Source organism: Bordetella sp. 15P40C-2 (assembly GCF_009763235.1).
Taxonomy (GTDB): Bacteria; Pseudomonadota; Gammaproteobacteria; order Burkholderiales; family Burkholderiaceae_B; genus Bordetella_A.
Genome location: NZ_WSJA01000038.1, coordinates 19,320 through 46,020 on the forward strand (window position 1 = coordinate 19,320; position 26,701 = coordinate 46,020).

Genomic DNA, 26,701 nt, shown 5'->3' on the forward strand with positions numbered 1-26,701 from the left:
GCGCATATGGCAGTGGTTTACGGTGATTTCGTGCGTGAACGCGGCAGAGGCGGGCGGACCATACGGACGTACCGCGCCAAGACGCAGCGAGCAAAAGCCTATCAACGGGCAACCGCCACGGTGGTGCACCGTGCGCAGGCGGCGACGCCCGCTCGCCGAGGCGGTGCGGCGTTCTGGATGATTATGCTGTTGGCGCCGCTGGCCGGTTTGGCTGCTCCGCTGGTAGCGGTGCCGGCGCTGGGCCAAACGGGGTGGGTGCTTGCCGGCGCGGGCTTGCTGGCTTGCATGTTGCTGCTGCTGAGGCTGGCGAAACACGAGGCGGACTACGCCTACCAGGCGCAACAGCAGTAAGCAGCCCGCTGGCCGCGTCCGAGCCTGTAACTAGACAGACGGGCGCGGTTTGGATCGACTCCGTTATTCGAATGTGTGTCGCGCAAACCCCGCCGCCTCGTGCTGACGGGGTTTGTTTTTGCGACTCCCTCGTCAGCTTTGAGCCGACGGATTGGAACGCGGAAGCCAACGCCAAAACACCGCCGCCGCTCCCAGTCCAAACGCGCCCATCGTAGCCACCGCCAGCGTGAGCGTGAACGCCGCAGTCACAGCCGACAATACCACCGGTCCGACACTCGTGCCCATATCCGACACGAGGCGCCATAGTCCCAAAAATTCGGTGCGGCCTTGCTTGGGCGCGGCGTCCGCACCCAGGGTCATGACGATCCCGGAGCCTATGCCATTGCCCATCCCCAGCAGTAAGGCCATTAACACAAAGCCGACCAGGCCAGTGGTCAACGACGTTCCAATCAGAGACACGCCCATCAGCAGTGCCGATGGCACGGCGACCCAGAGCCGTCCGCGTCGGTCCATCAAACTGCCGGCGGGATAAAACACCGACATATCAATGGCGGCCACCAGTCCATAGATGATCGACGTCGTACTGGGGCTCATCCCCAGGTAGTCCGCCCACAACGGGATGACCACCTGGCGCGAAGAACGCACCGCGCTGACCATCAAAATCCCCAAGCCCAGCGTGAGCAGCACCTCATGGTGCTCGCGCGCGACGTCGATGATGCGATATTTGGTCCGGCTTGGGTTGCCGGGCTGGCGTTCCGGCGGGGCCATGTCGGGCGCGTGATAGGCAATCAGCGTGGCGCCGCCCATCGCCAGCATCGCGAACCAGTAAGCCCCCTCCAGACCCAGAAAGTGCATCAAGGCCGCACCGCCAAATGGCCCCGCGAATGCGCCAATACGCATGGTTCCCGCCAAGGTCGATAACGCGCGCGCCCGCATATAGGCCGGTACCGCATCGATCATGTAGCTTTGGCGCGCCAGCATGAAGATCGACGACGCCATGCCGATAAAGAACACCCCGACGGCGAGCGCCCACGCATTCGGGGCGCCGATGCACAACAGCAGCGCCAGCATGCTCAGCATGCCCGCGCCTATCATGGCGCGACGCTCGCCATAACGCGAGGTGATCATCGCTGCCGGGATGTTGCTGACCAACGATCCGATGCCGATCAGCGCGACGATAAGACTCGCCATCGCCACCGAGGCGCCGAGTTCGCGTGCGCTGAGCGCCACAACGGGCAACATCGCCCCGTTGCTGACGCCAAAGCACATCGAAGGGCCAAAGGCCGGGATGGCGATTTTTCGAAAACTGAATGGGGCGTCGGAGGGGGGCACGGCGTAGCGGGGAAGTCTGCTCAGCGAGGATTTTAGTCCTATGCGGCTTGCCTGCTGGTCGAACCCCAGGCTATCTTTGTGGCATGAATCCTACTCAGCTGTCCGGCCAAGAGCCGTTTTTCATTGTGCTCAATACCGGTTCCGGCCGCGATGATGCGCAAGACGTTCAGGCGACCATCCAGCGGGTGCTCGACGAGGCTGGGCGCCGTTATGAACTGATGCCCGTCGACGAGGGTGCCAAGCTGCCTGCTGTCGCCCAGCAAGCCGTCACACGCGCTCGCGAGCAGGGTGGCATCGTCGTGGCCGCGGGTGGCGATGGCACGTTAAGCGCGGTGGCGCAGGCCGTCATTGGTAGTGGATTGCCGTTCGGCATCCTGCCTCAGGGCACCTTCAACTATTTCGGTCGCACCTACGGGATTGCGCAGGACACTGAACTCGCCACGCGCTGCCTGCTGGCAGCGCAGCCCGAGCCGGTGCAGGTAGGCGTGGTCAATGGACGTACGTTTCTCATCAACGCCAGCCTGGGCCTGTATCCCCAGTTGCTTGCGGATCGCGAAGCCTACAAACAGCGCTATGGGCGCAGTCGCCTCGTGGCGGTGTGGTCCGCGCTGGTCACCCTGGCGCGCGCGCACCGGCAACTTTCCCTGGTGCTGGAATACGAGGGACAGACCCGGAAGTTACGTACGCCGACCATTGTGGTGGGCAACAACGCACTGCAGCTCGAACAGATTGGTATTCCCGAGGTGGACGATCTGAATCGGGGCAAACTCGTCGCGATGGGATCCAAGCCTATCGGGACCTGGGGGCTCTATGGCCTTGTGCTGCGTGGCTGGCTCAGCCGCCTGGGGGAGGCCGAGCATGTCTTCAGCTTTGGCTTTGAAAAGCTGACCGTCCGTGTCGGGCGGCCCGGCCGGCGCGTCAAGGTTGCCCTGGACGGCGAAATATTTTGGATAGATACGCCACTGGAATTCAATGTCGCCGAGCAGCCCCTGCATTTGCTGGTGCCGCCGCCTTCCATGCAGGCCGAGCGCGCCTGACCAGCCGGAATATCAATGACGCGGATTCTGCAAATTTCCGACCCCCATTTTGGTACCGAAGTTGAACCCGTCGTGCAGGCGCTGCTGCACCTGTCGCATGACTTGCAACCGGATCTGGTGCTGCTCAGTGGCGACCTGACGCAACGGGCGCGGCGCAGCCAATTTGCCGCTGTGCGCAGCTTTGTCCAGGCCCTGGAACGCCCTGTCCTGGCCGTACCGGGCAATCACGACATCCCATTGTTCAACGTGGTGGCGCGATTGCTCAATCCCTACGGCGGGTATCGTCGGGCGATGGGCGCGACGCTTGAGCCGGTGTTTGAAACACCGGGTCTGCTGGCGATTGGCGTGAATTCCACGCGGCCCACGCGGCATGAAAGAGGTCAGGTCGATGCGCACCAGATCACCCGTGTCGCGCAACGTCTGCGGCGGGCCCATCCGGATTGTTTACGGATCGTGGTGCTGCATCACCCCGTCAGAGCCGCCGTCGAGCATGATCGCAAGAATCTGCTGATCGGCCGAGAAAAGGCCGTTCCCGCATGGGTGGAGGCTGGGGCTGATCTGATTCTGGGCGGGCACATCCATCTGCCCTACGTCATGCCGGCTTTAGGCGAGACCAGCCTGGCCAGCGCCTCGCTGCCTGTCGGGGAGATTCTCGAGGAGGGCGGGCTGGCCCATGATGAAGCGCTCAGTGAGCGGCCGCCTGGAACACGGCAGGCCTGGGTGGTTCAGGCTGGCACGGCGTTGTCCCGCCGAGTGCGCGGGGGCATCCCGAACTCTGTCAACGTGATCGATCACGCCGTGGCGGCGGGCCGGCACAATTGCGCGATCCAGCGGTGGGACTATGACGAGGACAAGAAGGCATTCGACTGTGTTACTCGGCATGTCACGAGGTGGAGTCGATGACGATTAAGTCGCGTACGGGTGTCCCGCAATGATGGTCGAGCCCTCCTGGTGGCACGGATGGGAGCTGTGGCTCACGACTTGTCCGTGGGCGGTTGTGTTCGGCGTGCCCGTGACCGCGGGCGTGCTCGTCGGGGCGGTCAGCGGGCCGCGCGGATTGCCATTCCGGTGGGGGTGGCGCCCGTTTTGGTTGGCGGTGTGCGGTGTTGGCACCGGCGCATTTGTCATGCTGGCGCTGATGATGGTCCGGCAGGGCGGTCTTGCGAGTTTCGATCAGGCGCTGGCTTCCGGGTTTGCAAGTTCATTGCCGGACGGGTTATTGCGGTGCCTGGCGCTATTTACCTCTTTGGGTAACCGGAACTGGCTGGCGCTGCTGGCGTGCGTGCTGGTGCTGGGGCTGCTGCTGCGGCGCGAGTGGCGTCTGGCGATGACCTTCGCCGTCGCCACGGGCGGCGCGGGGATGCTCACCCTTATCGTCAAGCACGCGCTCCAGCGAGCGCGGCCCGAGCATTTGCATGGCTATGCCGTGGAGGTCGGATGGAGTTTCCCCAGTGGCCACTCGGCGGGATCCATGGCGGTGTACGGTTGTATCTGCCTCATCCTCGCGCGCCATTTGCCGGCCCCACAGCGGCGGCTTTGCCTGATTCTTGGGGCGATGCTGATTAGCGCCATAGGCGTCAGTCGCGTGTTGCTACAGGTTCATTACGCCAGCGACGTGATGGCGGGCTTTTCGCTGAGCCTGGCGTGGCTCGCGCTTTGTCTGGCGGTGGCCGGGCCGGGCGTTCTGGCGCGCGCGAATCCGGCCGCCGATACCCGGTTTGAACCCGCTAGGGAAAACGCGTAGACGGTGTGGCGCAGAACTGGCCGAGTGCAGTGGTTTGTTGCGGGATACCAACATCTGGACGGCCATTGATCTACTTTCTGAAGGCAACCATAGCCAGTGCGAGGGATTTTTGATGCAATAGCGTCAACTTCCCTTCGCGGAGTTAGGGGGGCCTAGGTAATTCGCAACGTCCTGTGCCCTTGTCACTCATATCAACGGAGATTTCTTAAATGAAAAAGACTCTGCTCGCTGCCGCTCTGCTCGCTGGCTTCGCTGGCGTGGCCCAGGCAGAAACCTCGGTGACGCTGTACGGCATCATCGATACCGGTCTCGGCTACAACAAAATCAGCGGTGGCTCCAAGCACGGCATCGAAAACGGCAGCCGCTTTGGCATGATCAATGGCGTGCAAAATGGCTCGCGTTGGGGTCTGCGTGGCACCGAAGATCTGGGTGATGGTCTGCAAGCTGTTTTCCAACTGGAAAGCGGTTTCAACTCGGGTAACGGTCGCTCCGCTCAAGGTGGTCGTCTGTTCGGCCGTCAAGCTACCGTCGGTCTGCAAAGCGAAGCCTGGGGCCGTCTGGACCTGGGTCGCCAAACCAACATCGCCTCCAAGTACTTCGGTTCGATCGACCCGTTCGGCGCTGGCTTCGGTCAAGCCAACATCGGTATGGCCCTGAGCGCTGCCAACACCGTCCGCTACGACAACATGGTCATGTACCAAACCCCGTCGTTCAGCGGCTTCCAAGTTGGCGTTGGCTACGCGTTTGACGCTGTGTCGGAAAACGACTTCAAGACCAACAACAACACCCGTGCCATCACCGCCGGTATCCGCTACGTCAACGGTCCGCTGAACGTCGCTTTCGCGTACGACCAGCTGAACCCGGGCAGCGACACCACCGACGCCAACGTCAAGCCGCGTCAGTACTCGATCGGCGCGTCGTATGACTTCGAAGTTGTCAAGCTGGGCTTGGCTTATGCTCGCACGACCGACGGCTGGTTCAGCAGCATGGGCGTGAACGGCAACGACGAAATCAGCACCGTCGGCTACGGCATGGAATTCGCCAACAACTTCAAGGCCAACTCGTACATGGTCGGCCTGAGCGCTCCGATCGGTGGTGCTTCGAAGCTGTTCGGTTCGTGGCAAATGGTTGATCCCAGCAACGACCGTCTGGCCGGCAAGGGATCGGGCGCCGACGAGAAGATGAACATCTTCTCGCTGGGCTACACCTACGACCTGTCCAAGCGTACCAACCTGTACGCTTACGGTTCGTACGCCAAGAACTACGCGTTCTACGACGATCTGAAGAGCACCGCTGTTGGTGTTGGTGTTCGTCACCGCTTCTAATCGATTGCGGGGCGCAAGCCTCGCTTGATATCGAGCGCGTGAGCGGGTTCGCGCCCGCTCGCCAAAAGCCACCTTTCGGGGTGGCTTTTTTCATGATCTTTACCCATTGCGCAAGACCCCTGGTATTACGATTTTGGTATGGGGGGTTCAGCGGACAGTCACCTTGCAAATGCTACAATCTGAAGGTTTGCGCATTTGACGGACGCCAAAGATGAACTTGGAACAGTATTTCCCCGTCCTGCTGTTTATTGTGGTTGCTACCCTGATCGGGTTTGCACTGCTGACGGCGGGTTCGCTGCTCGGGCCTCGTCGCCCTTACGCAGAAAAGCTTTCGCCGTATGAGTGCGGGTTCGAAGCCTTCGAAGACGCGCGGATGAAGTTCGATGTGCGCTATTACCTGGTCGCCATCCTGTTCATCCTGTTCGATCTCGAAATCGCGTTTTTGTTCCCGTGGGCGATCGCGCAAGGCACGGTTGGTCTCGTCGGTTTCTGGACGGTCATGGCCTTCCTGGCGATTCTGACGGTTGGCTTCATTTACGAATGGAAGAAGGGCGCGCTGGATTGGGAATAATCCCAGCCTTCCTGCACGCTTTCAGAGACAAATATGGCTATAGACGGCATCCTCAAGCAAGGTTTTATCACCACCAGTGCCGACAAGTTCCTGAACTGGGCAAAGACTGGCTCGATGTGGCCCATGACCTTTGGTCTGGCCTGTTGCGCCGTGGAGATGATGCACGCCGGTGCGGCGCGTTACGACCTTGACCAGTTCGGCATCATCTTCCGTCCCAGCCCCCGGCAGTCGGACTTGATGATTGTTGCTGGCACGCTGTGCAACAAAATGGCGCCTGCGCTGCGCAAGGTCTACGACCAGATGCCCGAGCCGCGTTGGGTGGTGTCCATGGGTTCGTGCGCCAATGGCGGTGGCTACTACCACTACTCGTATTCGGTGGTGCGCGGCTGTGATCGTATTGTGCCTGTCGACGTCTACGTGCCGGGCTGTCCGCCCACGGCCGAGGCCTTGGTCTACGGTCTGCTGCAAATGCAGAACAAGATCCGCCTGACCAACACTATTGCCCGCTGATCGCAGCCCGCCACGCAGTAAGCGAGGCGGCGCCCGTCAGCATATCGGTTTACCTAAGCGACATGACGATGACCAGGCTCGAAACCCTGAAACATAACCTGCAGGCCGCGTTGGGGGCGGATATTGCCCTGACCGAAGCACTTGGCGAGCTCACGCTCGAAGTGCCGGCCGATCAATGGATCACGGTCTGCAACAAGCTGCGTACCGATAGCGGTCTGCGCTTTGAAACCTGTATCGACCTGTGCGGCGTGGATTACCTGAAATGGGGTAATGGCACCCGCCGGGAAACCCAGGAAGCCGCCGGCTCCGCCTCGGGTTCGCGCTTTGCCGTGGTGATTCATCTGCTTTCGGTCACCCACAACTGGCGTCTGCGCGTGCGTACGTACGCGCCGAACGAAGACCTGCCCATCGTTGCTTCGCTCATCGAGTGCTGGCCGAGCGTGAATTGGTACGAGCGCGAAGCGTTTGACCTCTTTGGTATCGTGTTTGAAGGCCACCCCGACCTGCGCCGCATCCTGACGGACTACGGCTTTATCGGTCATCCTTTCCGCAAAGACTTCCCCTTGTCGGGCAACGTCGAGATGCGTTACGACGCCGAGCAGCGGCGCGTGGTGTATCAGCCGGTCACCATCGAACCGCGCGAACTTACCCCGCGTGTCGTGCGCGAAGATTCCTACGGCATGGGGCGTTAAATCATGGCAGAAATTAAGAATTACACCCTGAACTTCGGCCCGCAGCACCCGGCCGCGCACGGTGTGTTGCGTCTGGTGCTGGAGTTGGATGGCGAAGTCATTCAGCGCGCCGACCCGCATATCGGGCTGTTGCACCGTGCCACGGAAAAGCTAGCCGAGCACAAGACCTATATCCAGGCGCTGCCCTACATGGACCGTCTGGATTACGTGTCCATGATGTGCAACGAGCACGCTTATTGCATGGCGATCGAGAAGCTCCTTGGCATCGAAGCCCCGCTGCGCGCGCAGTACATCCGGGTGATGTTCGACGAGATCACTCGTATCCTGAACCACCTGATGTCGCTGGGTTCGCACGCGCTGGACGTGGGCGCGATGGCGGTGTTTCTGTACGCCTTCCGCGAACGCGAAGACTTGATGGACTGCTACGAAGCGGTGTCGGGTGCTCGCATGCACGCGGCGTACTACCGTCCGGGTGGCGTGTATCGCGATCTGCCCGACACGATGGCGCAGTTCGGTGGCGAAAACAAATACCGTAGCGAAAAAGAGCTGCGTCGCATGAACGAAGCGCGCTCGGGTTCGCTGCTGGACTTCATCGAGGACTTCACCAACCGTTTCCCCGGCTGCGTGGATGAATACGAAACCCTGCTGACCGACAACCGGATCTGGAAACAGCGTCTGGTCGGTATCGGTGTGGTTGACCCCGATCGCGCCAAGGCGCTGGGCTTTACCGGCCCGATGCTGCGTGGCTCGGGCGTGGCGTGGGATCTGCGCAAGATGCAGCCCTACGAGGTGTACGATCTGGTCGATTTCGACGTGCCGGTTGGCGTGAACGGCGACTGCTATGACCGCTATCTGGTGCGTGTGGCCGAGATGCGCGAGAGCAACCGCATCATCCGTCAGTGCGTCGAGTGGCTGCGCAACAACCCCGGCCCGGTGATGATCGAGAACCACAAGGTCGCACCGCCCAGCCGTACCGCCATGAAGTCCAACATGGAAGAGCTGATTCACCATTTCAAGCTCTTCACTGAAGGTTTCCACGTTCCGCCGGGCGAGGCGTATGCCTCCGTCGAACATCCGAAAGGCGAGTTCGGCATTTATCTGGTGTCTGACGGCGCCAATAAACCCTATCGCCTGAAGATTCGGGCGCCAGGATTTGCCCATTTGCAATCGCTCGATGAGATGTCGCGCGGTCACATGATCGCTGACGCCGTCACTATCATCGGTACGCAGGATATCGTTTTCGGCGAGATCGATCGCTGAACCCTCAGCACGACCGCCCCGCATAACCCGGATTCAAACTATGCTGCTTTCCGCACAGGCCTATCAGAAAATCGATCGGGAACTTGCCAAGTTCCCGGGCGACCAGCGCCAGTCGGCCATCATGGCTTCGCTTGCTATTGCGCAAGAAGAAAAGGGCTGGCTCCCCCCCGAGGTGCTCGAAGATGTGGCCAACTACATCGGCGTGCCGCCCATCGCGGTGCAGGAAGTCGCCACGTTCTACAACATGTTCGACACCCGGCCCGTTGGCAAGCACAAGATCTCTGTGTGCACCAACTTGCCCTGTGCCCTGCGCGACGGCGAAAAAGCCGGCGACTTCTTGAAGCGCAAGCTGGGTATCGAGTTTAGTGAGACCACCCCCGACGGCCTGTTTACCCTGGTCGAAGGCGAGTGCATGGGCGCCTGCGGCGATTCGCCCGTGCTGCTGGTCAACAACAAACATATGTGCGTGCGTATGACTGAAGAAAAGCTCGACGCATTGGTGAAAGACCTGAAATCGCTCGGCGCACAAGGAGAGTCGGCATGAACGCGCCCGATCTGTACTCACGATTCGCTCAGGGTCTGGACCCCAACCCGTTAAACGATCTGTCCAACTCCATGTGTCTGCACGGCCGTCATATCACGCCGCAGATCATGGCGGATGTGGATGGCGCGAACTGGCATTTGCAGGACTACGTCAAGCGCGGCGGCTACGAAGCCCTGCGCAAGATCCTGACCACGGGCATGAAGCCCGAGGACGTGATCGCCGAGGTCAAGGCCTCGGGTCTGCGCGGCCGTGGCGGCGCGGGCTTCCCGACCGGCTTGAAGTGGAGCTTCATGCCGCGCGCGTTCCCCGGTCAGAAGTATCTGGTCTGCAACTCGGACGAGGGTGAACCGGGTACGTTCAAAGACCGCGACATTCTGCGTTTTAACCCGCATATCGTGATCGAAGGCATGGCCATCGCGGCCTATGCCATGGGCATCAGCGTGGGTTACAACTACATCCACGGCGAAATCTTCGAGGTGTATCAACGCTTCGAAGAAGCCCTGGAAGAAGCGCGCGCCGCAGGCTTCCTGGGTGACAAGATCCTGGGTTCGGATTTCAGCTTCCAACTGCATGCGTTCCACGGTTACGGCGCCTATATCTGCGGCGAAGAAACCGCGCTGCTCGAATCGCTGGAAGGCAAAAAAGGCCAGCCGCGCTTCAAGCCGCCGTTCCCGGCGAGCTTCGGTCTGTACGGCAAGCCCACGACGATCAACAACACCGAGACCTTCGCGGCGGTGCCTTGGATCATCCGCAATGGTGGCCAGGCCTACCTTGAAGTCGGCAAACCGAATAACGGCGGCACCAAGCTGTTTTCGATTTCCGGTGATGTCGAGCGTCCCGGCAACTACGAGATCCCCCTGGGCACGCCGTTCCCGAAGCTCCTCGAGCTGGCCGGCGGCATGCGCGGTGGCAAGAAGCTCAAGGCCGTGATCCCTGGTGGATCGAGCGCCCCGGTTCTGCCCGCCGACATCATGATGGACACCACCATGGATTACGACTCGATCGCGAAAGCCGGGTCCATGTTGGGTTCGGGCGCGGTCATCGTCATGGACGAGACGCGCTGCATGGTGAAGTCGCTGCTGCGCTTGTCGTACTTCTATTACGAGGAAAGCTGCGGTCAGTGCACGCCGTGCCGCGAAGGCACGGGCTGGTTGTACCGTATGGTGCATCGTATCGAGCACGGTCAAGGTCGACCGGAAGACCTGGATATGCTGGACAACGTCGCCGGCAACATCATGGGTCGCACGATTTGCGCTCTGGGTGACGCGGCCGCTATGCCGGTCCGTGGTTTTCTCAAGCATTATCGCGACGAATTCGCGCACCACATCGAGCACAAGTCGTGTGTGGTCCCGCAATATCTGTAGGTCTCAGGAACAGCAATGGTTGAATTAACCGTCGACGGTAAACAGGTCGAAGTCCCCGAGGGCAGCATGGTGATGCATGCGGCCCAGAAGATCGGCCTGTATGTGCCCCATTTCTGCTACCACAAGAAACTGTCCATCGCGGCGAACTGCCGCATGTGCCTGGTTGAAGTGGAAAAAGCGCCCAAGGCGCTGCCCGCCTGCGCAACGCCGGCTACCAATGGCATGGTGGTTCACACCTGCTCGGAAAAAGCCAAGGCCGCGCAGAAGTCGGTCATGGAGTTTCTGCTCATCAACCACCCGCTCGATTGCCCGATCTGTGATCAGGGCGGCGAGTGCCAGCTGCAGGATCTGGCGGTGGGCTATGGCGGTTCCTCCTCGCGTTATCGCGAAGAAAAGCGCGTGGTATTCCACAAAGATCTCGGCCCGCTGGTTTCGGCCGAGGAAATGACGCGCTGCATTCACTGCACCCGCTGCGTGCGTTTCGGTCAGGAAATCGCCGGCGTGATGGAGCTGGGTATGCTCAATCGCGGCGAACACTCCGAAATCACGACCTTCGTGGGCCGTTCGATCGAGTCGGAACTGTCCGGCAACATGATCGATCTCTGTCCCGTAGGCGCCCTGACCTCCAAGCCGTTCCGTTACTCGGCGCGGACCTGGGAGTTGGCCCGTCGCCGTACGGTCAGCCCGCATGACAGCCTGGGCGCCAACTTGATCGTTCAGGTCAAGGGCGACCGCGTCATGCGCGTGGTGCCGTTCGAAGACGAATCGATCAACGAATGCTGGATCAGCGATCGCGATCGTTTCTCGTACGAAGGCCTCAATAGCGAAGACCGTTTGACCGTGCCGATGATCAAGGGCACGGATGGCAAGTGGCAGCAAGCCTCCTGGGCCGATGCGCTGCAAGCCGTGGCGCAAGGCCTGTCGCGCGTGAAAAACAGCCACGGTGCCGGTCAGATCGGCGCGCTGGCTGCCGAATACGCGACCACCGAAGAATTCGCGCTGCTGGGCCGTCTGGTTCGCGCGCTGGGCTCGGAAAACATCGACTTCCGTCTGCGTCAGACCGATCCGAATTTCGACGCCGCGCTCACGGGCGCGCCGTGGCTGGGCATGCCGATCGCCGATCTGGACAAGGTCGATCGCGTGCTGGTCGTGGGTTCGTTCCTGCGCAAGGACCACCCGCTGATGGCGCAACGTCTGCGTCAGGCCACCAAGCGTGGCACGCAAGTGATGATGATCGACAGCTCGGCGGATGATCCGCTGATGCCGGTGGCTGCCCGTATCACGGTGGCTCCCTCGCAGCTGGCAACGGCGCTGGCGCAAGTCGCGGTGGCCCTGGCTCAAGCCAAGGATCAAACCGTTCCGGCCGAGTTCGCGACTGTCATCCCTGACGAGACCGCCAAGCAAATCGCCGCGAGCCTCGTGTCCGGCACCAACGCCGCGGTGCTGATCGGTAACATGGCTATTGCTGCACCCGACGCCTCGATCTTGGCCGCCAACGCGCGTCATATCGCTGACGTGACGGGTGCCCGTTTTGGTTTCCTGACCGCCGGTGGTAACACCGTGGGTGGTTACCTGGCTGGCGCCGTGCCGGGGCAGGGTGGCAAGACCGCCGCTGCCATGCTGGCCGAGCCGCTGAAGGCCTACATCGTTCTGCACGCCGAGCCGGCTCTGGACGCTGACAACGGTCCCCAAGCCGTCGCCGCGTTGCGCGCCGCCGAGTTTGCCGTGGCATTGACGCCGTACGCGTCGTCCGCGCAAGACTGGGCGGATGTGATGTTGCCCGTGTCGCCGTTTACCGAAACGTCGGGTACGTTTGTCAACGCACAAGGTCTGGCGCAAAGCTTCAAGGGCACGGTTCCGCCGGTGGGCGAAACCCGTCCGGCCTGGAAGGTCCTGCGTGTGTTGGGCAACGTGCTGCAATTGGCCGGCTTCGACGACGAGACTTCCGAGTCGGTGCGTGACACGGCCCTGGCCGGCGGCATCGAAAGCCGTCTGTCCAACGAGATCAAGGCCGCTCGTGGTCTGGGTCGCGCGGCTGCCGGTCTGGAGCGCGTCGCCGATGTGCCCATCTACCGTACCGACGCCATCGTGCGCCGTTCCGGGCCGCTGCAAGCCACCCCGGCTTCGAAGGCTCCGACGGCACGCATCAACGGCAAGACCTTGTCGGCCCTGAACCTGACGGCGGGCGACAAAGTCCGTGTGTCGGGCGCCGGCGGCTCGGTCGAGCTGGTCGCGGTGCAGGATGATGCCGTCGCCGAGCGCGCAGTGCGTATTTCGGCGGGCTTTGAGCAAACGGCCGCCCTGGGCGGTGCGTTCGGTGAAATCAGCGTGGAGCGTGCCTGACAATGGAATGGCTCAATACTCTTGAAAGCCACGGTCAGGCCTTGCTGGGCCCGACTGGTTGGCTGGTGATCTGGACGATTATCAAGATCGTCGTGATTGCGGTGCCCATCATTCTGTGTGTGGCGTACCTGACGTACTGGGAACGCAAGATGATCGGCTGGATGCACGTGCGTCTGGGCCCGACTCGTGTGGGTTTCCGGGGCTTGCTGCAGCCGTTCGCGGACGTGTTCAAGCTGCTGACCAAAGAAGTCGTGGTGCCGACGCAGGCGAACAAAGTTCTGTTCGTCGTGGCGCCGGTCGTTACGCTGATGCCGGCCTTGGCGGCCTGGGCCGTCGTGCCCTTTGGTCCCGAAGTCGTCCTGGCCAATGTCAACGCAGGTTTGCTGTACGTGATGGCCATCACCTCGATCGGGGTGTATGGCGTGATCGTGGCGGGCTGGGCGTCGAACTCCAAGTACGCCTTCCTGGGCGCGCTGCGCGCCTCCGCGCAGATGGTGTCGTACGAGCTGGCCATCGGCTTCGTGCTGGTGACCGTGCTGCTGGTTTCGGGCAGCCTGAACATGTCGGAAATCGTCATGGGTCAGTCGCGCGGCTGGTTTGCCGAGCGTGGTCTGACGTTCCTGTCGTGGAACTGGCTGCCGCTCTTGCCGCTCTTCGTGATCTATGTGATCTCGGCCGTTGCGGAAACCAACCGTCACCCGTTCGACGTGGTCGAAGGCGAATCGGAAATCGTGGCCGGCCACATGGTCGAATACTCCGGTATGGCCTTTGCCCTGTTCTTCCTGGGTGAGTACGCCAACATGATTCTGCTGTCGGCGATGGCCTCGATCATGTTCCTGGGCGGCTGGATGCCTCCGGTGGACGTGGCGCCGCTGACCTGGGTCCCGGGCTGGCTCTGGCTGGGGCTGAAGACTTTCTGCGTGGTGTCGTTGTTCGTGTGGTTCCGCGCGTCGTTCCCGCGTTACCGCTATGACCAGATCATGCGGTTGGGCTGGAAAATTTTCATCCCGCTGACCGGTGTGTGGCTGGTGGTGGTGGCGATCTGGATGCAGACGCCCTGGAACATTTGGCGTTAAGGCGTCAAGCTGAGGCAGGATATGGAAGCGATCAAAGATTTCTTCGGCAGCCTGATGCTAGCCGAGTTGCTCAAGGGCATGCGCCTGACGGGCAAGTACTTTTTCAAACGCAAGGTCACGTTGCGCTATCCCATGGAAAAGACGCCCACGTCGGCGCGTTTCCGTGGTTTGCACGCGCTGCGTCGCTATCCCAATGGCGAAGAACGCTGTATCGCATGCAAGCTGTGCGAAGCAGTCTGTCCCGCCATGGCGATCACGATCGATTCGGACGTGCGTGAGGACGGCACCCGCCGCACCACGCGCTACGACATCGATCTGACCAAGTGCATTTTCTGCGGCTTCTGTGAGGAAAGCTGCCCCGTGGATTCGATCGTGGAAACCCACGTTCTCGATTACCACGGTGAAAAGCGCGGCGACCTGTATTTCACCAAAGACATGCTGCTCGCCGTCGGCGACCGCTACGAAGCCGAAATCGCCCGCCGCCGGGCCGAAGACGCGCCATACCGTTGACGCCTAAGGTCTGACTCATGACTTTTACTACTGTATTGTTCTACATACTGTCGGCGGTTCTCGTGATCGCGGCATTCCGCGTCATCACCGCGCGCAGCCCGGTGACCGCCGTTCTGCACCTGATCCTCGCGTTCGCCAATGCGGCGATGCTGTGGATGTTGCTCGGTGCGGAGTTCCTCGCACTCCTGCTCGTGCTGGTGTACGTCGGCGCGGTGATGGTGTTGTTCCTGTTCGTGGTGATGATGCTCGATATCCGTATCGACAGCATGCGCCGCGGGCTGAAGACCTATCTGCCGCTGGGCCTGGTGATCGGATTGGTGCTGGTGCTCGAGATGTCTTTCGTGCTGGCCACCACCTGGTCGGATGTCGGCCCGCAAGTCGCCGCCGCCGGTGACTACAACAATAGCCGCGTCCTGGGCGAAGTGATGTACACCCAATACGTGTACGCCATCGAAGTCGGTGCCGCGCTGCTGTTGGTGGGCATGATCGCCGCCATCTCGCTCACGCTGCGTCGCCGCCGCGATGCCAAGTACAACGATCCCGCCGCCGCTGTGCGCGTGCGTGCGAAAGACCGTTTCCGTCTGGTCAGCATGCCTGCCCAGAGCGATCGCGCGATGGGTCGGACCGCTACGCCTGCCGACGGCGCTCAAGGAGAAAAACAATGACGTTGACGCTGCCTCACTTTCTGGTGCTTGGGGCGATCCTGTTCGCGATCGGCATCTTTGGCATTTTCCTGAACCGCCGCAATCTGATCATTCTGTTGATGTCCATCGAGCTGGTGCTCCTGGCCGTCAATATGAACTTCGTGGCGTTTTCCAGCTGGTTTGGCGACACCGCCGGCCAGGTGTTCGTGTTCTTCATCCTGACGGTTGCCGCTGCTGAGGCCGCCATCGGGTTGGCGATTCTGGTGCTGTTGTTCCGTAACCTGAACACGATCAACGTTGACGATCTCGATCGCCTGAAGGGCTAACGGGGTATTGGAAGAAAATGTCTAGTTCACCCAATCTGTACTTGCTGATCGCGCTGGCGCCGCTGGCGGGCGCGATCCTCGCCGGGCTCTTCGGCACGGGCTTCCTGGGGCGTCCTATTGGCCGCCGCGGGGCGCACATCATCACGATTCTCGGCGTTCTGATCTCCGCGATCGGATCGGTGATCGTGCTGCGCGATGTTCTGAACGGTCATACGTTCGATGGCGCTGTCTACACCTGGAGCCTGATCGGCCAGACCAAGCTGGAAATCGGTTTCCTGATCGATCCGCTGTCGGCCATGATGATGGTGGTGGTCACCTCCGTGTCGCTGATGGTGCACATCTACACCATTGGCTACATGGCCGATGATCCTGGCTATCAGCGCTTTTTCGCCTATATCTCGCTGTTTACCTTCTCGATGTTGATGCTGGTCATGTCCAACAACATGGTTCAGCTCTTCTTCGGTTGGGAAGCCGTGGGTCTGGTGTCGTATCTGCTGATCGGTTTCTGGTACACCCGTCCGACCGCGATCTTCGCCAATATGAAGGCATTCCTCATCAACCGTGTCGGTGACTTCGGTTTCGTGCTCGGTATTGGTTTGCTGTTTGCCTACACCGGCACGATGCACTATGCCGGTGTGTTCGAGCAAGCCGACAAGCTCGCCGGTCTGACCCTGCCGGGTTCGGACTGGATGCTGCTGACCGTGGCATGTATCTGCCTGTTCATCGGTGCCATGGGTAAATCGGCCCAGGTGCCGCTGCATGCCTGGCTGCCCGATTCGATGGAAGGCCCGACCCCCATCTCGGCGCTGATTCACGCGGCGACCATGGTGACGGCCGGTATCTTCATGGTGGCGCGTTTCTCGCCGCTGTTTGAACTGTCCGATACGGCGTTGTCCTTCATCATCGTCATCGGTGCCATCGGCGCGTTGTTCCTCGGTATCCTCGGCATCATCCAGAACGACATCAAGCGCGTGGTGGCTTACTCCACGTTGTCGCAGCTGGGTTACATGACCGTCGCGCTGGGCGCCTCGGCTTACTCGGTCGCGATCTTCCACCTGATGACGCACGCCTTCTTCAAGGCACTGCTGTTCTTGGGCGCGGGTTCGGTGATCATCGGTATGCACCATGACCAGGACATCCGCAACATGGGTGGTCTGCGCAAGTACATGCCGATTACCTGGATCACGTTCCTGATCGGTACGCTGGCGCTGGTGGGCACGCCGTTCTTCTCGGGTTTCTATTCCAAGGAAAACGTCATCGAGGCCGCTGGCCAGGCTCAGGTCTGGGGCGCTTCGTTCGCCTACTATGCGACGCTGATCGGTGTCTTCGTGACCTCGTTGTATTCGTTCCGCCTGTACTTCCTGGTGTTCCACGGTAAAGAGCGCTTCGACGCATCGGGCGATCATGGCCACGGTCATGGCGCGGACGATCATGGTCACGGTGCTGACGACCATGGGCATCATGGCGGCACGCCGCACGAGTCGCCTTGGGTGGTGACCCTGCCGCTCGTGTTGCTGGCTATTCCCTCGATCTTCGTGGGTGCCTGGGTGGTCGAGCCCATGCTGTTTGGCGGATTCTTCGAAGGCGTCATCCAAGTGTTGCCGAAGCACCCGTCCATGCAAGAACTGCAAGACCATTGGCATGGTTGGGTTGCATATGGCCTGCACGCGTTCCAAACGCTGCCGTTCTGGTTGGTGGTCGCGGGCGCCGTGGTGTCCTGGTATTGCTACCTGATCAATCCCAAGGTCCCGGCCAAGATCAAGTCCAGCCTGTCCGGTGTGAACAAAGTGCTCGAGAACAAGTACTTTGTCGATTGGATCAACGAGCAAGTGATTGCTCGCGGTGCGCGTTGCCTGGGCCGTGGCCTGTGGCAAGCCGGCGACCGGGGCTTGATCGATGGTCTTTTGGTCAACGGTAGCGCGCGCGTCGTGGGCTGGGTGGCTGCGGTGAGCCGTCACCTGCAATCCGGCTACATCTATCACTACGCGTTCGCAATGATCATCGGCATCATGGCTCTGATTACTTTCTTTGTGCTGATTCCCCAATGATGGCAAGCGACATGGCATCCAACACTTTTCCCTGGCTAACGCTTGCGATCTTTGTACCGATCGTATTCGGCCTGCTGGTGCTGGCCGTGGGCCGCGATGAGCGGCCCGGGCTGACCCGGGGCTTGTCCCTGATTGGCGCGATCGCGGGCTTTCTGGTCACGATTCCTCTCTACACCGGGTTTGATTCCTCGACCGCTGCGATGCAGTTCGTCGAGAAAGCCCCCTGGATCGAAGCGTTCAACGTCAACTACCACCTCGGTATTGACGGCATCTCGATGTGGTTCGTTCTGCTGACCGCCTTCATCACCATCATCGTGGTGCTGGCGGGATGGGAAGTCATCACGAGCCGCGTGTCGCAATACATGGCCGCCTTCCTGATTCTGTCGGGCTTGATGGTCGGTGTGTTCGTGGCGCTCGACGGCATGCTGTTCTACGTGTTCTTCGAAGCAACTCTGATCCCGATGTACATCATCGTCGGTGTCTGGGGTGGCCCGAATCGCGTGTATGCGGCATTCAAGTTCTTCCTCTACACCCTGATGGGCTCGCTGCTCACGCTGGTCGCGTTCATCTATCTGTGGAATGCATCGGGCGGTTCGTTCGACATCCTGACCTGGCACCAGGTCAAGCTGGGCTATACGCCGCAGATCCTGATCTTCATCGCGCTCTTGGCGGCGTTCGCCGTGAAGGTGCCGATGTGGCCGGTCCACACGTGGTTGCCGGACGCCCACGTGGAAGCGCCGACCGGCGGTTCCATCGTGCTGGCCGCGATCATGCTGAAGCTGGGCGCCTATGGCTTCCTGCGCTTCTCGCTGCCGATCACACCCGACGCCTCGCATAGCCTGGCCGGTCTGATGATCGCTCTGTCGCTGATCGCCGTGATCTACATTGGTCTGGTGGCGATCGTTCAGGACGATATGAAGAAACTGGTGGCGTACTCGTCCGTGGCGCACATGGGCTTTGTCACCCTGGGCTTCTTCATCTTCAACACCGCCGGTGTCGAAGGCGCGATCGTTCAGATGATCTCGCACGGTTTCGTGTCGGGCGCGATGTTTATGTGTATCGGCGTGCTGTATGACCGCATGCACTCGCGCAAGATCGCTGACTACGGTGGCGTGATCAATGTCATGCCGCGTTTCGTGACGTTCTTTGTGCTGTTCTCGATGGCCAACAGCGGCCTGCCGGCCACCAGCGGTTTCGTGGGCGAGTTCATGGTCATCATGGGCGCGGTCGAGCACAATTTCTGGATCGGTCTGCTGGCTGCAACGGCGCTGATTCTGGGTGCGTCGTATTCGCTGTGGATGGTCAAGCGCGTGGCCTTTGGCGATATCGCCAACGATCATGTGCGTGAACTCACCGACATCAATCGCCGCGAATTCCTGATTCTTGGCGTGATGGCGATTGCAGTGTTGTACATGGGTATCTATCCCAAGCCCTTTACCGACGTCATGCACGTCTCGGTCGAGGCCCTGCTGCAACATGTGGCCATCTCGAAACTGTAAGACTGAATCATGATGCAATCTCACATTGATTTCGCTCTGGCTACGCCTGAGATTCTGTTGCTGATCTTCGGCCTGGCGATTTTGCTGGTCGATGCGTTCAGCGCGAGCCCGGATCGCAAGCCTACGTTCATCCTGACGCTATTGGCGTTGGGCGTGTTGACCGTTGTGTCCGCCGTGCAGTGGAATGACGGCTCGGTGGGCCGTACGTTCGACGGCATGTACGTAGCCGACAATCTGGCCCATTTGCTCAAGATCGCGTCCTACATCGCCGTGGCCGCCACCTTGGTGTATGGCCGCGTTTATGCGCAAGCCCGCGACATGCTGCGCAGCGGCGAGCTTTATGTGCTCACGCTCATGGCGCTGCTGGGCCAGATGGTGATGATCTCGGCCGGTAACCTGATCAGCGTCTACCTGGGTCTGGAGCTGATGTCTCTGGCGCTCTATGCCCTGATCGCTCTGCGCCGCGACGACGTCGTCGCCACCGAATCGGCCATGAAGTACTTCGTGCTGGGTGCGTTGGCTTCGGGTTTCCTGCTGTATGGCATGTCGATGATGTACGGCGCCACCGGCCATCTGGATATCGCTGAAATTTCCAAGGTCATCTCGGCGGGTAACCAAGCCAACATGGCGCTGGTCTTCGGCGTGGTGTTCCTGGTGGCTGGCCTGGCGTTCAAACTGGGCGCCGTGCCGTTCCACATGTGGGTGCCCGACGTCTACCAAGGTTCGCCCACGGCCGTGACGCTGATCCTGGGCGCCGCGCCCAAGCTGGCTGCCTTTGCCATCACGCTGCGTCTGTTGGTCGAGGGGCTGCATGGTCTGGCCGCCGACTGGCAGCCGATGCTGATGATCCTGGCCGTGCTGTCCCTGGCCATCGGCAACCTGACCGCCATCGTGCAGACGAACTTCAAGCGCATGCTGGCGTACTCGACCATCTCGCATGTGGGCTTTGTGCTGCTGGGCCTGATGTCGGGCGTGGTCGCTGGCAAGCCCGACGCGTCGGCGCAAGCCTACGGCGCCGCGCTCTTCTACATGCTGGTCTATGTGCTGACCACGCTGGCGACGTTCGGCATGGTGTTGCTGCTGTCGCGCAAGGGCTTTGAGTGCGAACAAATCGATGACCTCAAGGGTCTGAACCGCCGCAGCCCGTGGCACGCCGCCTTGCTGCTGCTGTTGATGTTCTCGCTGACGGGCATCCCGCCGATGGTGGGCTTCTACGCCAAGCTGGCTGTGCTGCAGGTGCTCATCGAAGCCGGTCACGTGTGGCTCGCCGTGGTTGCAGTGCTGTTCTCGTTGATTGGCGCCTTCTACTACCTGCGTGTGGTCAAGGTCGTCTACTTCGACGAGCCGGCGGCCGATGCACCCAAGATCGAAGCCGGTAGTGGCCACTGCGCGCTGTTGTCGCTCAATAGCGGTCTGATCCTGTTGCTGGGTATCCTGCCCGGTGGCCTGATGGCGCTGTGCGTGCACGCCATCCAAACCTCGCTGGGCCTGTAAGGCTCACGTCGGGGATGCACAAGGCAGTCACCGCGCCGAACGTCCCGAGGGCCTGGCCATGAGCCAGACCCTCGCCGTCTGGTTGTGGATTGCCTTGGCGCTCATCAGTGCGAATCTTCCGTTTCTGACCGAGCGCCTTTTTCTCATACTGCCCTGGAGACAGGGCAGTGTCGCAAAGCCGTTCTGGCTGCGCTTGCTGGAACTCCTGTTGTACTACGCTGTGGTGATGTTCCTGGGATTTGCTTTTGAAGCGGCCCTGGGCAATCCGTTTGCACAGCGTTGGGAGTTCTACGCCATCACATTCAGTCTCTATCTGGTGTTGGGATATCCGGGCTTTGTGTTCCGGTATTTGTTCAAGCGCCATCCCGTGGCACCTTAGGCGCAACACCCACCCCGTACCTTGCGTGGATATGCCGCGTAGGCGGCCTGCACGTTTCGAGGCGGGATCCGAACGGCTTACAGAGCGTTCGGCTCGTCAGCCTTCGCGACAATCTCGGTATAAGACTCTTGCAGGAATGCGGCAAAGCTTTGTGCTGCGCTACTCAGCGGCGTTTGGCGCGAGCGCAGGATGCCGTAGTTACGGGTGAGCGAAATATCCGCCACATGCAGGGTGCTTCTACGCGTTTTCGCGTTGATCTGGGCCATGGACTCCGGCAGGAATGCCAGACCATTGCCGGCGTCAACCATGCCGAGCAGCGTGGTTAAATTCGCCACAGTGCGGATGGAAGACAGGCGTAGCTCACGCTTGAGCGCTTCCGTCATGAGCTGATCGCGGATCGGCTTGTAGCGCTCCAGCGTCATCAAGGGATATGACACGAGCAGGTCCAAGGACAGGTGCTCGGTGTTGGCCAGTTCATGGGTCGAGGGCAATACCAATACCATCGACTCCTGGGCCAGCTGGTGAAAGTCGTAGCGAGTCTCTCCGCTGTCAATCGAGGTAATGGCGAGGTCTGCTTCGCCAGCATCGACGCTTGCCAGGACGTCCTCATATTGGCGGTCCAGCACTTCCAGCTGAATGTTCGGGTGCCGGTCGGCGAACGCCCGGATCAACGGGGGCAGCACCACGGCGGCAATGCCTGGCGTGGCGGCGACCACGACCCGATTGCGTAATGAAAGCGCCTCTGCATGAAAGTCGCGTATCAGAAGGCGCATGCCACGCAGCACTTTCTCGGCTTCCTCGCGCAGGCGAACGCCGTGGGGCGAGAGTTGGACGCTTCTGGTGGTACGTATGAGTAACGGCACCCGCAACATCGCTTCTAAACGTTGAATGCGGCTAGTGACCGACGGTTGCGAGATACATAGCCTGCGGGCGGCTAACGTGAAATTTTCAAGATCCGCTACCGCTATGAAAGTCTCGAGGTCGACGAGGTCGAACCGAATTGTCGGATGGCTCTCCGGCCTTTCCGTTCCGTCGGTGTTGGCTGCCATTAATCCTCCTGTTTATTTATTTTATACGCCTATAACACTATCGCACTTGGCGATTTGTTTCCCCTAGGGTCTCCATTGATACTTGCACACCGTGGACGCCGCTCTTTGGATGTGCGTCTCGATACTAGAATACTTCGGAGACTCAAATGCAAATACGTCGAATCGTTCGAAACGCAGTTGGCACGGCCTTGTTTTCTGCGCTCACGACCATAGGTTTTATATCTACATCGCAAGCTGCGGCAAGTAAGTACCCGGACAAGCCCATCAGAATGGTGATCGGTTTTCCGGTGGGGCAGTCGAGCGATATCGTCGCGCGTTTGTATGCTGAAAAGCTTTCCGATGTGCTTAAGCAAACGGTCTTTGTCGAAAATCGCCCGGGTGCTACCGGCATGCTGGCCCACAACTACGTCAAATCGGCAGCGCCGGATGGCTACACCATCATGATGACTTCGGGCGCTCCCCTGGCGATTGGGCCTGCCCTATATAAAGACGTTTCATATGATCCGGTCAAGGATTTCGCGCCCGTCATTCTAACGAATACCACTCCCATGTTTTTAGCGGCGTCTAAACATGTGCCGGTGACGAACCTGCAGGAGATGAAGGAATATATCAATAACAACGCCGGCAATGTCAACTACGGTTCCGGCGGCAACGGCGTGACAACGCATATTGTGACGGAGATGTTCAAGGGCGATACGGGTCTCAATATGACGCATATTCCGTACAAAGGCGCGCCGGCCATGATTACCGATCTGATCGCGGGACGCGTCCATTTCGCGTTCGAAACTTCGACTGGCATTTTGCCGCAAGCAAAGAACGGAAGAGTCACCCTATTGGGGGTGACGACGGCAAAGCGTTCATCTGCGGCGCCCGATGTACCGACGTTGCAAGAGCAAGGCGTAGCGGGATTCAATGCATCAACGTGGGCGGGCATCGTGGCTCCTGCCGGCACGCCTCCTGAAATTGTAGCCAAGTTGAATGCCGCGTTGAACGAGGTGTTGAAAAACCCCGATGTGCTCGCCTTCATCGAATCGGTCGGGGGCGAGCCTGCAGGCGGGTCCCCAGAAGACTTCGGCACCTTCATCAAACAAGAAGTGGATATGTGGGGCAAGGCGGTGAAAGCTGCGAACGTGCAGGTGGATTAAAGGCTTGCTGATGAAACAAGAAATCAAAATACTCATCCCTAATGGAATGCTAGGCTACGGTGTTCCTCTGGCGGATTTTGAGCGCGGCATTGCGGCTGGCCCGGATGCCATTATCGTGGACTCCGGTTCGACCGATCCGGGCCCCTATCTGCTGGGTATGGGGAAACTCTTAGTTAGCCGTGAAGCGTATGTTCGTGACCTGACGCCGATTCTCGACGCGGGTGCGCGGCATAAGATTCCGGTGCTGATCGGTTCCGCGGGTGGGCCGGGCACTAACGCGACTGTCGATGAAATGGTTGGCATCGTCGACGACATCGCGAAGGCCCAAGGACATATTCTCAAGATTGCCGTGATTTACGCGGATATCGACCGTGCGGTTATCCGGCAGCGACTAGAACAAGGGCGTATCAGGCCTTGCGGCTCTGCCCACGCGCTGCAACGGGCCGACATTGACAGTGCAATTAATGTTGTCGCCCAAATGGGTGCTGAGCCCTTTTATAAGGTGCTAACACAATATCCCGATATTGATGTCGTCATCGCAGGGCGAGCCTACGACCCAGCGCCATTTGCAGGGCTATGTATGCTGCATGGAATCGACCCCGGCCTTTATTGGCACATGGGAAAAATTGCAGAATGCGGAGCCAATTGCGCCGAGCCGAAGGGGAAGGTCCTTTTGGCAACGATTCGCAAAGACAGCTTCGATCTTGAACCTATGAGCCAGGACGAAAAGTGTTCGATCGCCTCAGTCGCGGCCCATACGCTGTACGAAAAGTCGCGTCCTGATTTGCTCGCGGGCCCGGGCGGTGTATTGGATTTAGGCCGGGCGCGTTACGAACAAGTCACCGAGAGGACGGTTCGTGTCACGGGTAGCCGGTTTCTACCTTCTGAGCAATATAGCGTGAAGCTCGAGGGGGCTTCTCAGTTGGGCTACCGTACGATATTTATTGGCGGTGTTCGGGATCCCATTCTGGTCGCGCAGATCGATTCATTCCTGGAACGCGTTAAGGCAAATGCTTTTGAAACTTATCCCGAACTCCGGCAGGGCAAGGCCTTTCTGCATTTCCACGTCTATGGCAAGAACGGTGTGATGGGCGCTCAAGAGCCCGTCAAGGAAAGCGGTAGCCATGAAATTGGGTTAATGGGTGAGGTAACTGCACCGACCCAGGAGCTGGCCAACGCCATATGCAGCAGCGTCAGGATCGACGTGCTGCATACACCTTACCCGGGGCAAGTGGCGACTGCGGGGAACTTTGCGATCCCTCTGAATCCGCCAGAGAACCCCATTGGACCTGTCTATCGCTTTTCCGTCTACCACTTGATGGAAGTGGACACGCCGGAAGAATTGTTCCCTATTCATTGCACCACGGTGGGAGCGACGAAATGAGCTGGCTGAGAGACTATGCAAAGGTCATTCGTAGCAAGAATTCCGGTCCGTTTGAGATTACCTTTGATGTGATCTTCAAGAGTGAAGCGGACTATCAGCTTGTACAACGCTCGGGAATATTGACGCAGGAAAGTATCTGTTCCCTGTTTGAGGTCTCCCCGGCCGACATCGTCACGCTGATGTTCTTCGAGCCAGCCCTAGCATTTAAGCTTACGCTTAAGCGCAGCTGGGAGCAGGGTAGTGTCAACGAAAGGGATACCTTTGGCGCTCAACAACATGCACCACTCCTGGGTGTTTGGATCGACACCAATGACTAAAGAAACAGATGTTATTGCTCACGCCTTAACGCGATTCTGCAACCAGTTGGACCTAGATGCAGTGCCGCAAGCGGTACGTGACCGGTCGTGTGATCTGATGCTGGACGCTATTGGATGTGCACTGGCCGCCCGGCAGGAAGCGTTTGCTAAACGATATTCGCACGTGGTCTTCTCGCCGGTCTTCAGCGCGGGTAGCGAGCGCGGCGTGATTGGTTTTAGCCAGCGAGCAGCGCTACGCGACGCGGCACTGCTCAACGGGATCCTAGCGCATGGTTTGGATTTTGACGATACGCATATGGCGGGCATTGCACACCTAAGTGTCAGTGTGATGCCAACCGTGCTGGCGCTTGGCGCGCAGTTAAACGCGGATGGGAGAGCCGTGCTTCGCGCTTATATTACCGGCGTGGAATGTGGTGCCCGGCTGGCCAGTGTTGTTAAAGGGAGATTTACCACGAAGGGATTTCACCCCAGCGCTGTCGTCGGGACATTTGCGAGCACTATGGCGGCAAGCAGCTTGATGCGACTGGATCAGGAACAGACGTTGTGCGCCCAGGGGTTCGCTCTTTCGATGGCGGCCGGTACGCTGCAGTTCCTAGAGGACGGCGCTTGGACGAAGCGCATGCACCCCGGATGGGCGGCTCAGTCCGCCATCACAGCTGCGTTGATGGGTTCAGACAGAATCCCCGCGCCGCAGGCACCTTATCTGGGACGATATGGTTTGTACAGCACGCATTTGGACGCAGCTGACCTTCCTGATATTGATATCGATATCGCGTTACGCGGCTTGCCCATTGGTGCGGACAGCGCAAATTGGGAGCTAATGAATGTCGCTGTAAAGCCCTATCCTATGTGCCACTTTGTGCATGCCAGCGTTGAAGCTGCGATCAAGCTACATCGTGAAGGCGTCAATCCCGACGACATCGAGCGGGTCACTGTCTCTGTGCCAGCAGGTACTGTTCAGTCAGTGTGCGAACCGCTGGACACAAAAAGGCGTCCAAGCACTGACTACGAGGCCAAGTTCAGCACCCCGTACGCGGTTGCATCGGGCCTGATTCGAGGAAGGCTAGGACTACAGGACTTGGAGCCGGAAGCCTTTACCAGCGATAACGTGCGACGCCTGATGGCCAAGACCGACTATGTGGTCGACACCGATAGCACCTTTCCAAAACACTATTCAGGTCAGGTGTCATTGCGTATGAGGGATGGGCAAGTGCGCCATCAATCCGTACCGGTGAACCCGGGTCATGCAGAGCGGCCACTTGACCGTGCACAGGTACTCGAAAAGTTCATGGCGAATGGAACACGTTATTTTTCGAAGTCGCATGCCGAGTTGATATGCGACCGCGTTACTCATCTCGAGCGCCTGCCTGCAATTCGGGAACTCGAAACCCTCCTGGCACAAGATCCTGATTGACTAGTGTTACCTGGCAGCCCGACAAAGGGTTCGGGCTGCCTCTCAATCTAGCACTGGAGGATTATTTTCTGACTGTCTTTTCCGCTGCATCGCCTCATTTGCTAGCAGGCCGGGCTGCGACTCGTCACTACTAGGTCTCGTAATCGGCGCGCAAGCCCTGTTGCTAAGTTTATGGTGTTTGGTTTCCAGGGTGGCACTAAACAGCATAAATTCTCACGCTGTATGTCACAACCTTTTCGGCGTTTTCTCAGTATGTGCGACGATAATATAGGGAGAGAGCGCTGAGGTAGCACATCGGATACCGGGTTATTCATGGGCAATCCGATGTATGCCTTGATGGCAT

Annotated in this window: 26 protein-coding genes; 24 read left to right on the forward strand and 2 right to left on the reverse strand. The window is 59.7% G+C overall.

Going from position 1 to position 26,701, the window contains the following annotated elements; all coding sequences use genetic code 11:
- The first annotated feature begins 6 nt into the window (after positions 1-6).
- Positions 7-351: a hypothetical protein gene (locus tag GOQ25_RS15840; RefSeq protein ID WP_160351448.1), complete on the forward strand. Its 345-nt coding sequence runs from the start codon at positions 7-9 to the stop codon at positions 349-351.
- Positions 352-483: 132 nt separating this feature from the next.
- Here GOQ25_RS15840 and GOQ25_RS15845 read toward each other — a convergent pair whose 3' ends face one another.
- Complete coding sequence (locus GOQ25_RS15845; RefSeq protein ID WP_202109506.1) at positions 484-1,620, reverse strand: MFS transporter; 1,137 nt, start codon at positions 1,618-1,620, stop codon at positions 484-486.
- Between the two features lie 146 nt (positions 1,621-1,766).
- On the opposite strand from GOQ25_RS15845, the gene GOQ25_RS15850 reads away from it, so the two are divergent.
- The 19 genes from GOQ25_RS15850 to GOQ25_RS15940 all read left to right on the forward strand — a co-directional run bounded on the left by GOQ25_RS15850 (position 1,767) and on the right by GOQ25_RS15940 (position 21,049).
- The gene (locus GOQ25_RS15850; RefSeq protein ID WP_160351450.1) at positions 1,767-2,720 is read left to right on the forward strand and encodes a diacylglycerol kinase family protein; all 954 of its coding nucleotides are present in this window, start codon (positions 1,767-1,769) and stop codon (positions 2,718-2,720) included.
- 15 nt (positions 2,721-2,735) lie between these two features.
- Complete coding sequence (locus GOQ25_RS15855) at positions 2,736-3,623, forward strand: metallophosphoesterase (RefSeq protein WP_160351451.1); 888 nt, start codon at positions 2,736-2,738, stop codon at positions 3,621-3,623.
- Between the two features lie 28 nt (positions 3,624-3,651).
- A complete protein-coding gene (locus GOQ25_RS15860) occupies positions 3,652-4,464 on the forward strand; it encodes a phosphatase PAP2 family protein (RefSeq protein WP_236844616.1) in 813 nt (270 codons plus the stop codon).
- 209 nt (positions 4,465-4,673) lie between these two features.
- Positions 4,674-5,789 carry a porin gene (locus GOQ25_RS15865; RefSeq protein WP_160351452.1) on the forward strand — a complete coding sequence of 372 codons (1,116 nt, stop codon included), beginning with the start codon at positions 4,674-4,676 and terminating at the stop codon, positions 5,787-5,789.
- A gap of 211 nt (positions 5,790-6,000) precedes the next feature.
- Entirely contained in the window at positions 6,001-6,360 is a 360-nt protein-coding gene (locus tag GOQ25_RS15870; protein ID WP_160351453.1) for an NADH-quinone oxidoreductase subunit A, read from the forward strand.
- Between the two features lie 33 nt (positions 6,361-6,393).
- A complete protein-coding gene (locus GOQ25_RS15875) occupies positions 6,394-6,870 on the forward strand; it encodes an NADH-quinone oxidoreductase subunit B family protein (RefSeq protein ID WP_006217960.1) in 477 nt (158 codons plus the stop codon).
- 62 nt (positions 6,871-6,932) lie between these two features.
- On the forward strand, positions 6,933-7,562 hold the full coding sequence (locus tag GOQ25_RS15880; RefSeq protein WP_160351454.1) for an NADH-quinone oxidoreductase subunit C: 630 nt from the start codon (positions 6,933-6,935) through the stop codon (positions 7,560-7,562).
- A 3-nt stretch (positions 7,563-7,565) separates the two neighbouring features.
- Positions 7,566-8,822: an NADH-quinone oxidoreductase subunit D gene (locus GOQ25_RS15885; RefSeq protein ID WP_160351455.1), complete on the forward strand. Its 1,257-nt coding sequence runs from the start codon at positions 7,566-7,568 to the stop codon at positions 8,820-8,822.
- Between the two features lie 40 nt (positions 8,823-8,862).
- Positions 8,863-9,366, forward strand: a complete 504-nt coding sequence (gene nuoE / locus GOQ25_RS15890) for an NADH-quinone oxidoreductase subunit NuoE (RefSeq protein WP_160351456.1) — start codon at positions 8,863-8,865, stop codon at positions 9,364-9,366.
- Positions 9,363-10,730, forward strand: a complete 1,368-nt coding sequence (gene nuoF / locus GOQ25_RS15895) for an NADH-quinone oxidoreductase subunit NuoF (RefSeq protein WP_160351457.1) — start codon at positions 9,363-9,365, stop codon at positions 10,728-10,730. Before nuoE ends, nuoF begins: the two co-directional genes overlap by 4 nt.
- A gap of 15 nt (positions 10,731-10,745) precedes the next feature.
- Positions 10,746-13,073, forward strand: coding sequence for an NADH-quinone oxidoreductase subunit NuoG (gene nuoG, locus GOQ25_RS15900; RefSeq protein WP_160351458.1), 2,328 nt, complete (start codon positions 10,746-10,748; stop codon positions 13,071-13,073).
- Between the two features lie 2 nt (positions 13,074-13,075).
- Positions 13,076-14,149, forward strand: a complete 1,074-nt coding sequence (nuoH, locus tag GOQ25_RS15905; protein WP_160351459.1) for an NADH-quinone oxidoreductase subunit NuoH — start codon at positions 13,076-13,078, stop codon at positions 14,147-14,149.
- Positions 14,150-14,170: 21 nt separating this feature from the next.
- On the forward strand, positions 14,171-14,659 hold the full coding sequence (nuoI, locus tag GOQ25_RS15910; RefSeq protein ID WP_160351460.1) for an NADH-quinone oxidoreductase subunit NuoI: 489 nt from the start codon (positions 14,171-14,173) through the stop codon (positions 14,657-14,659).
- Positions 14,660-14,676: 17 nt separating this feature from the next.
- On the forward strand, positions 14,677-15,324 hold the full coding sequence (locus GOQ25_RS15915) for an NADH-quinone oxidoreductase subunit J (RefSeq protein ID WP_160351461.1): 648 nt from the start codon (positions 14,677-14,679) through the stop codon (positions 15,322-15,324).
- Positions 15,321-15,629 carry an NADH-quinone oxidoreductase subunit NuoK gene (gene nuoK, locus GOQ25_RS15920; protein WP_160351462.1) on the forward strand — a complete coding sequence of 103 codons (309 nt, stop codon included), beginning with the start codon at positions 15,321-15,323 and terminating at the stop codon, positions 15,627-15,629. Before GOQ25_RS15915 ends, nuoK begins: the two co-directional genes overlap by 4 nt.
- A gap of 17 nt (positions 15,630-15,646) precedes the next feature.
- The gene (nuoL, locus tag GOQ25_RS15925) at positions 15,647-17,677 is read left to right on the forward strand and encodes an NADH-quinone oxidoreductase subunit L (RefSeq protein WP_160351463.1); all 2,031 of its coding nucleotides are present in this window, start codon (positions 15,647-15,649) and stop codon (positions 17,675-17,677) included.
- Complete coding sequence (locus GOQ25_RS15930) at positions 17,674-19,176, forward strand: NADH-quinone oxidoreductase subunit M (protein WP_160351464.1); 1,503 nt, start codon at positions 17,674-17,676, stop codon at positions 19,174-19,176. The genes nuoL and GOQ25_RS15930 overlap by 4 nt, the downstream gene beginning before the upstream one ends.
- A gap of 9 nt (positions 19,177-19,185) precedes the next feature.
- On the forward strand, positions 19,186-20,670 hold the full coding sequence (gene nuoN / locus GOQ25_RS15935; protein ID WP_160351465.1) for an NADH-quinone oxidoreductase subunit NuoN: 1,485 nt from the start codon (positions 19,186-19,188) through the stop codon (positions 20,668-20,670).
- A gap of 58 nt (positions 20,671-20,728) precedes the next feature.
- Complete coding sequence (locus GOQ25_RS15940; protein WP_160351466.1) at positions 20,729-21,049, forward strand: DUF2818 family protein; 321 nt, start codon at positions 20,729-20,731, stop codon at positions 21,047-21,049.
- 77 nt (positions 21,050-21,126) lie between these two features.
- On the opposite strand, the gene GOQ25_RS15945 is transcribed toward GOQ25_RS15940, so the two are convergent.
- Positions 21,127-22,098 (reverse strand): LysR family transcriptional regulator, encoded by a 972-nt coding sequence (locus GOQ25_RS15945; RefSeq protein WP_160351467.1) that lies wholly within the window; start codon positions 22,096-22,098, stop codon positions 21,127-21,129.
- A 146-nt stretch (positions 22,099-22,244) separates the two neighbouring features.
- Here GOQ25_RS15945 and GOQ25_RS15950 point away from each other — a divergent pair, with 146 nt between their 5' ends.
- Genes GOQ25_RS15950 through GOQ25_RS15965 form a run of 4 tightly spaced genes read left to right on the forward strand, consistent with a single transcriptional unit; the run spans position 22,245 to position 26,358 of the window.
- Positions 22,245-23,243, forward strand: coding sequence for a tripartite tricarboxylate transporter substrate binding protein (locus GOQ25_RS15950; RefSeq protein WP_160351468.1), 999 nt, complete (start codon positions 22,245-22,247; stop codon positions 23,241-23,243).
- 10 nt (positions 23,244-23,253) lie between these two features.
- Positions 23,254-24,627 (forward strand): acyclic terpene utilization AtuA family protein, encoded by a 1,374-nt coding sequence (locus GOQ25_RS15955; protein ID WP_160351469.1) that lies wholly within the window; start codon positions 23,254-23,256, stop codon positions 24,625-24,627.
- The gene (locus GOQ25_RS15960; RefSeq protein WP_160351470.1) at positions 24,624-24,944 is read left to right on the forward strand and encodes a DUF4387 domain-containing protein; all 321 of its coding nucleotides are present in this window, start codon (positions 24,624-24,626) and stop codon (positions 24,942-24,944) included. Before GOQ25_RS15955 ends, GOQ25_RS15960 begins: the two co-directional genes overlap by 4 nt.
- Complete coding sequence (locus GOQ25_RS15965; protein WP_160351471.1) at positions 24,937-26,358, forward strand: MmgE/PrpD family protein; 1,422 nt, start codon at positions 24,937-24,939, stop codon at positions 26,356-26,358. Before GOQ25_RS15960 ends, GOQ25_RS15965 begins: the two co-directional genes overlap by 8 nt.
- Positions 26,359-26,701 lie beyond the last annotated feature (343 nt).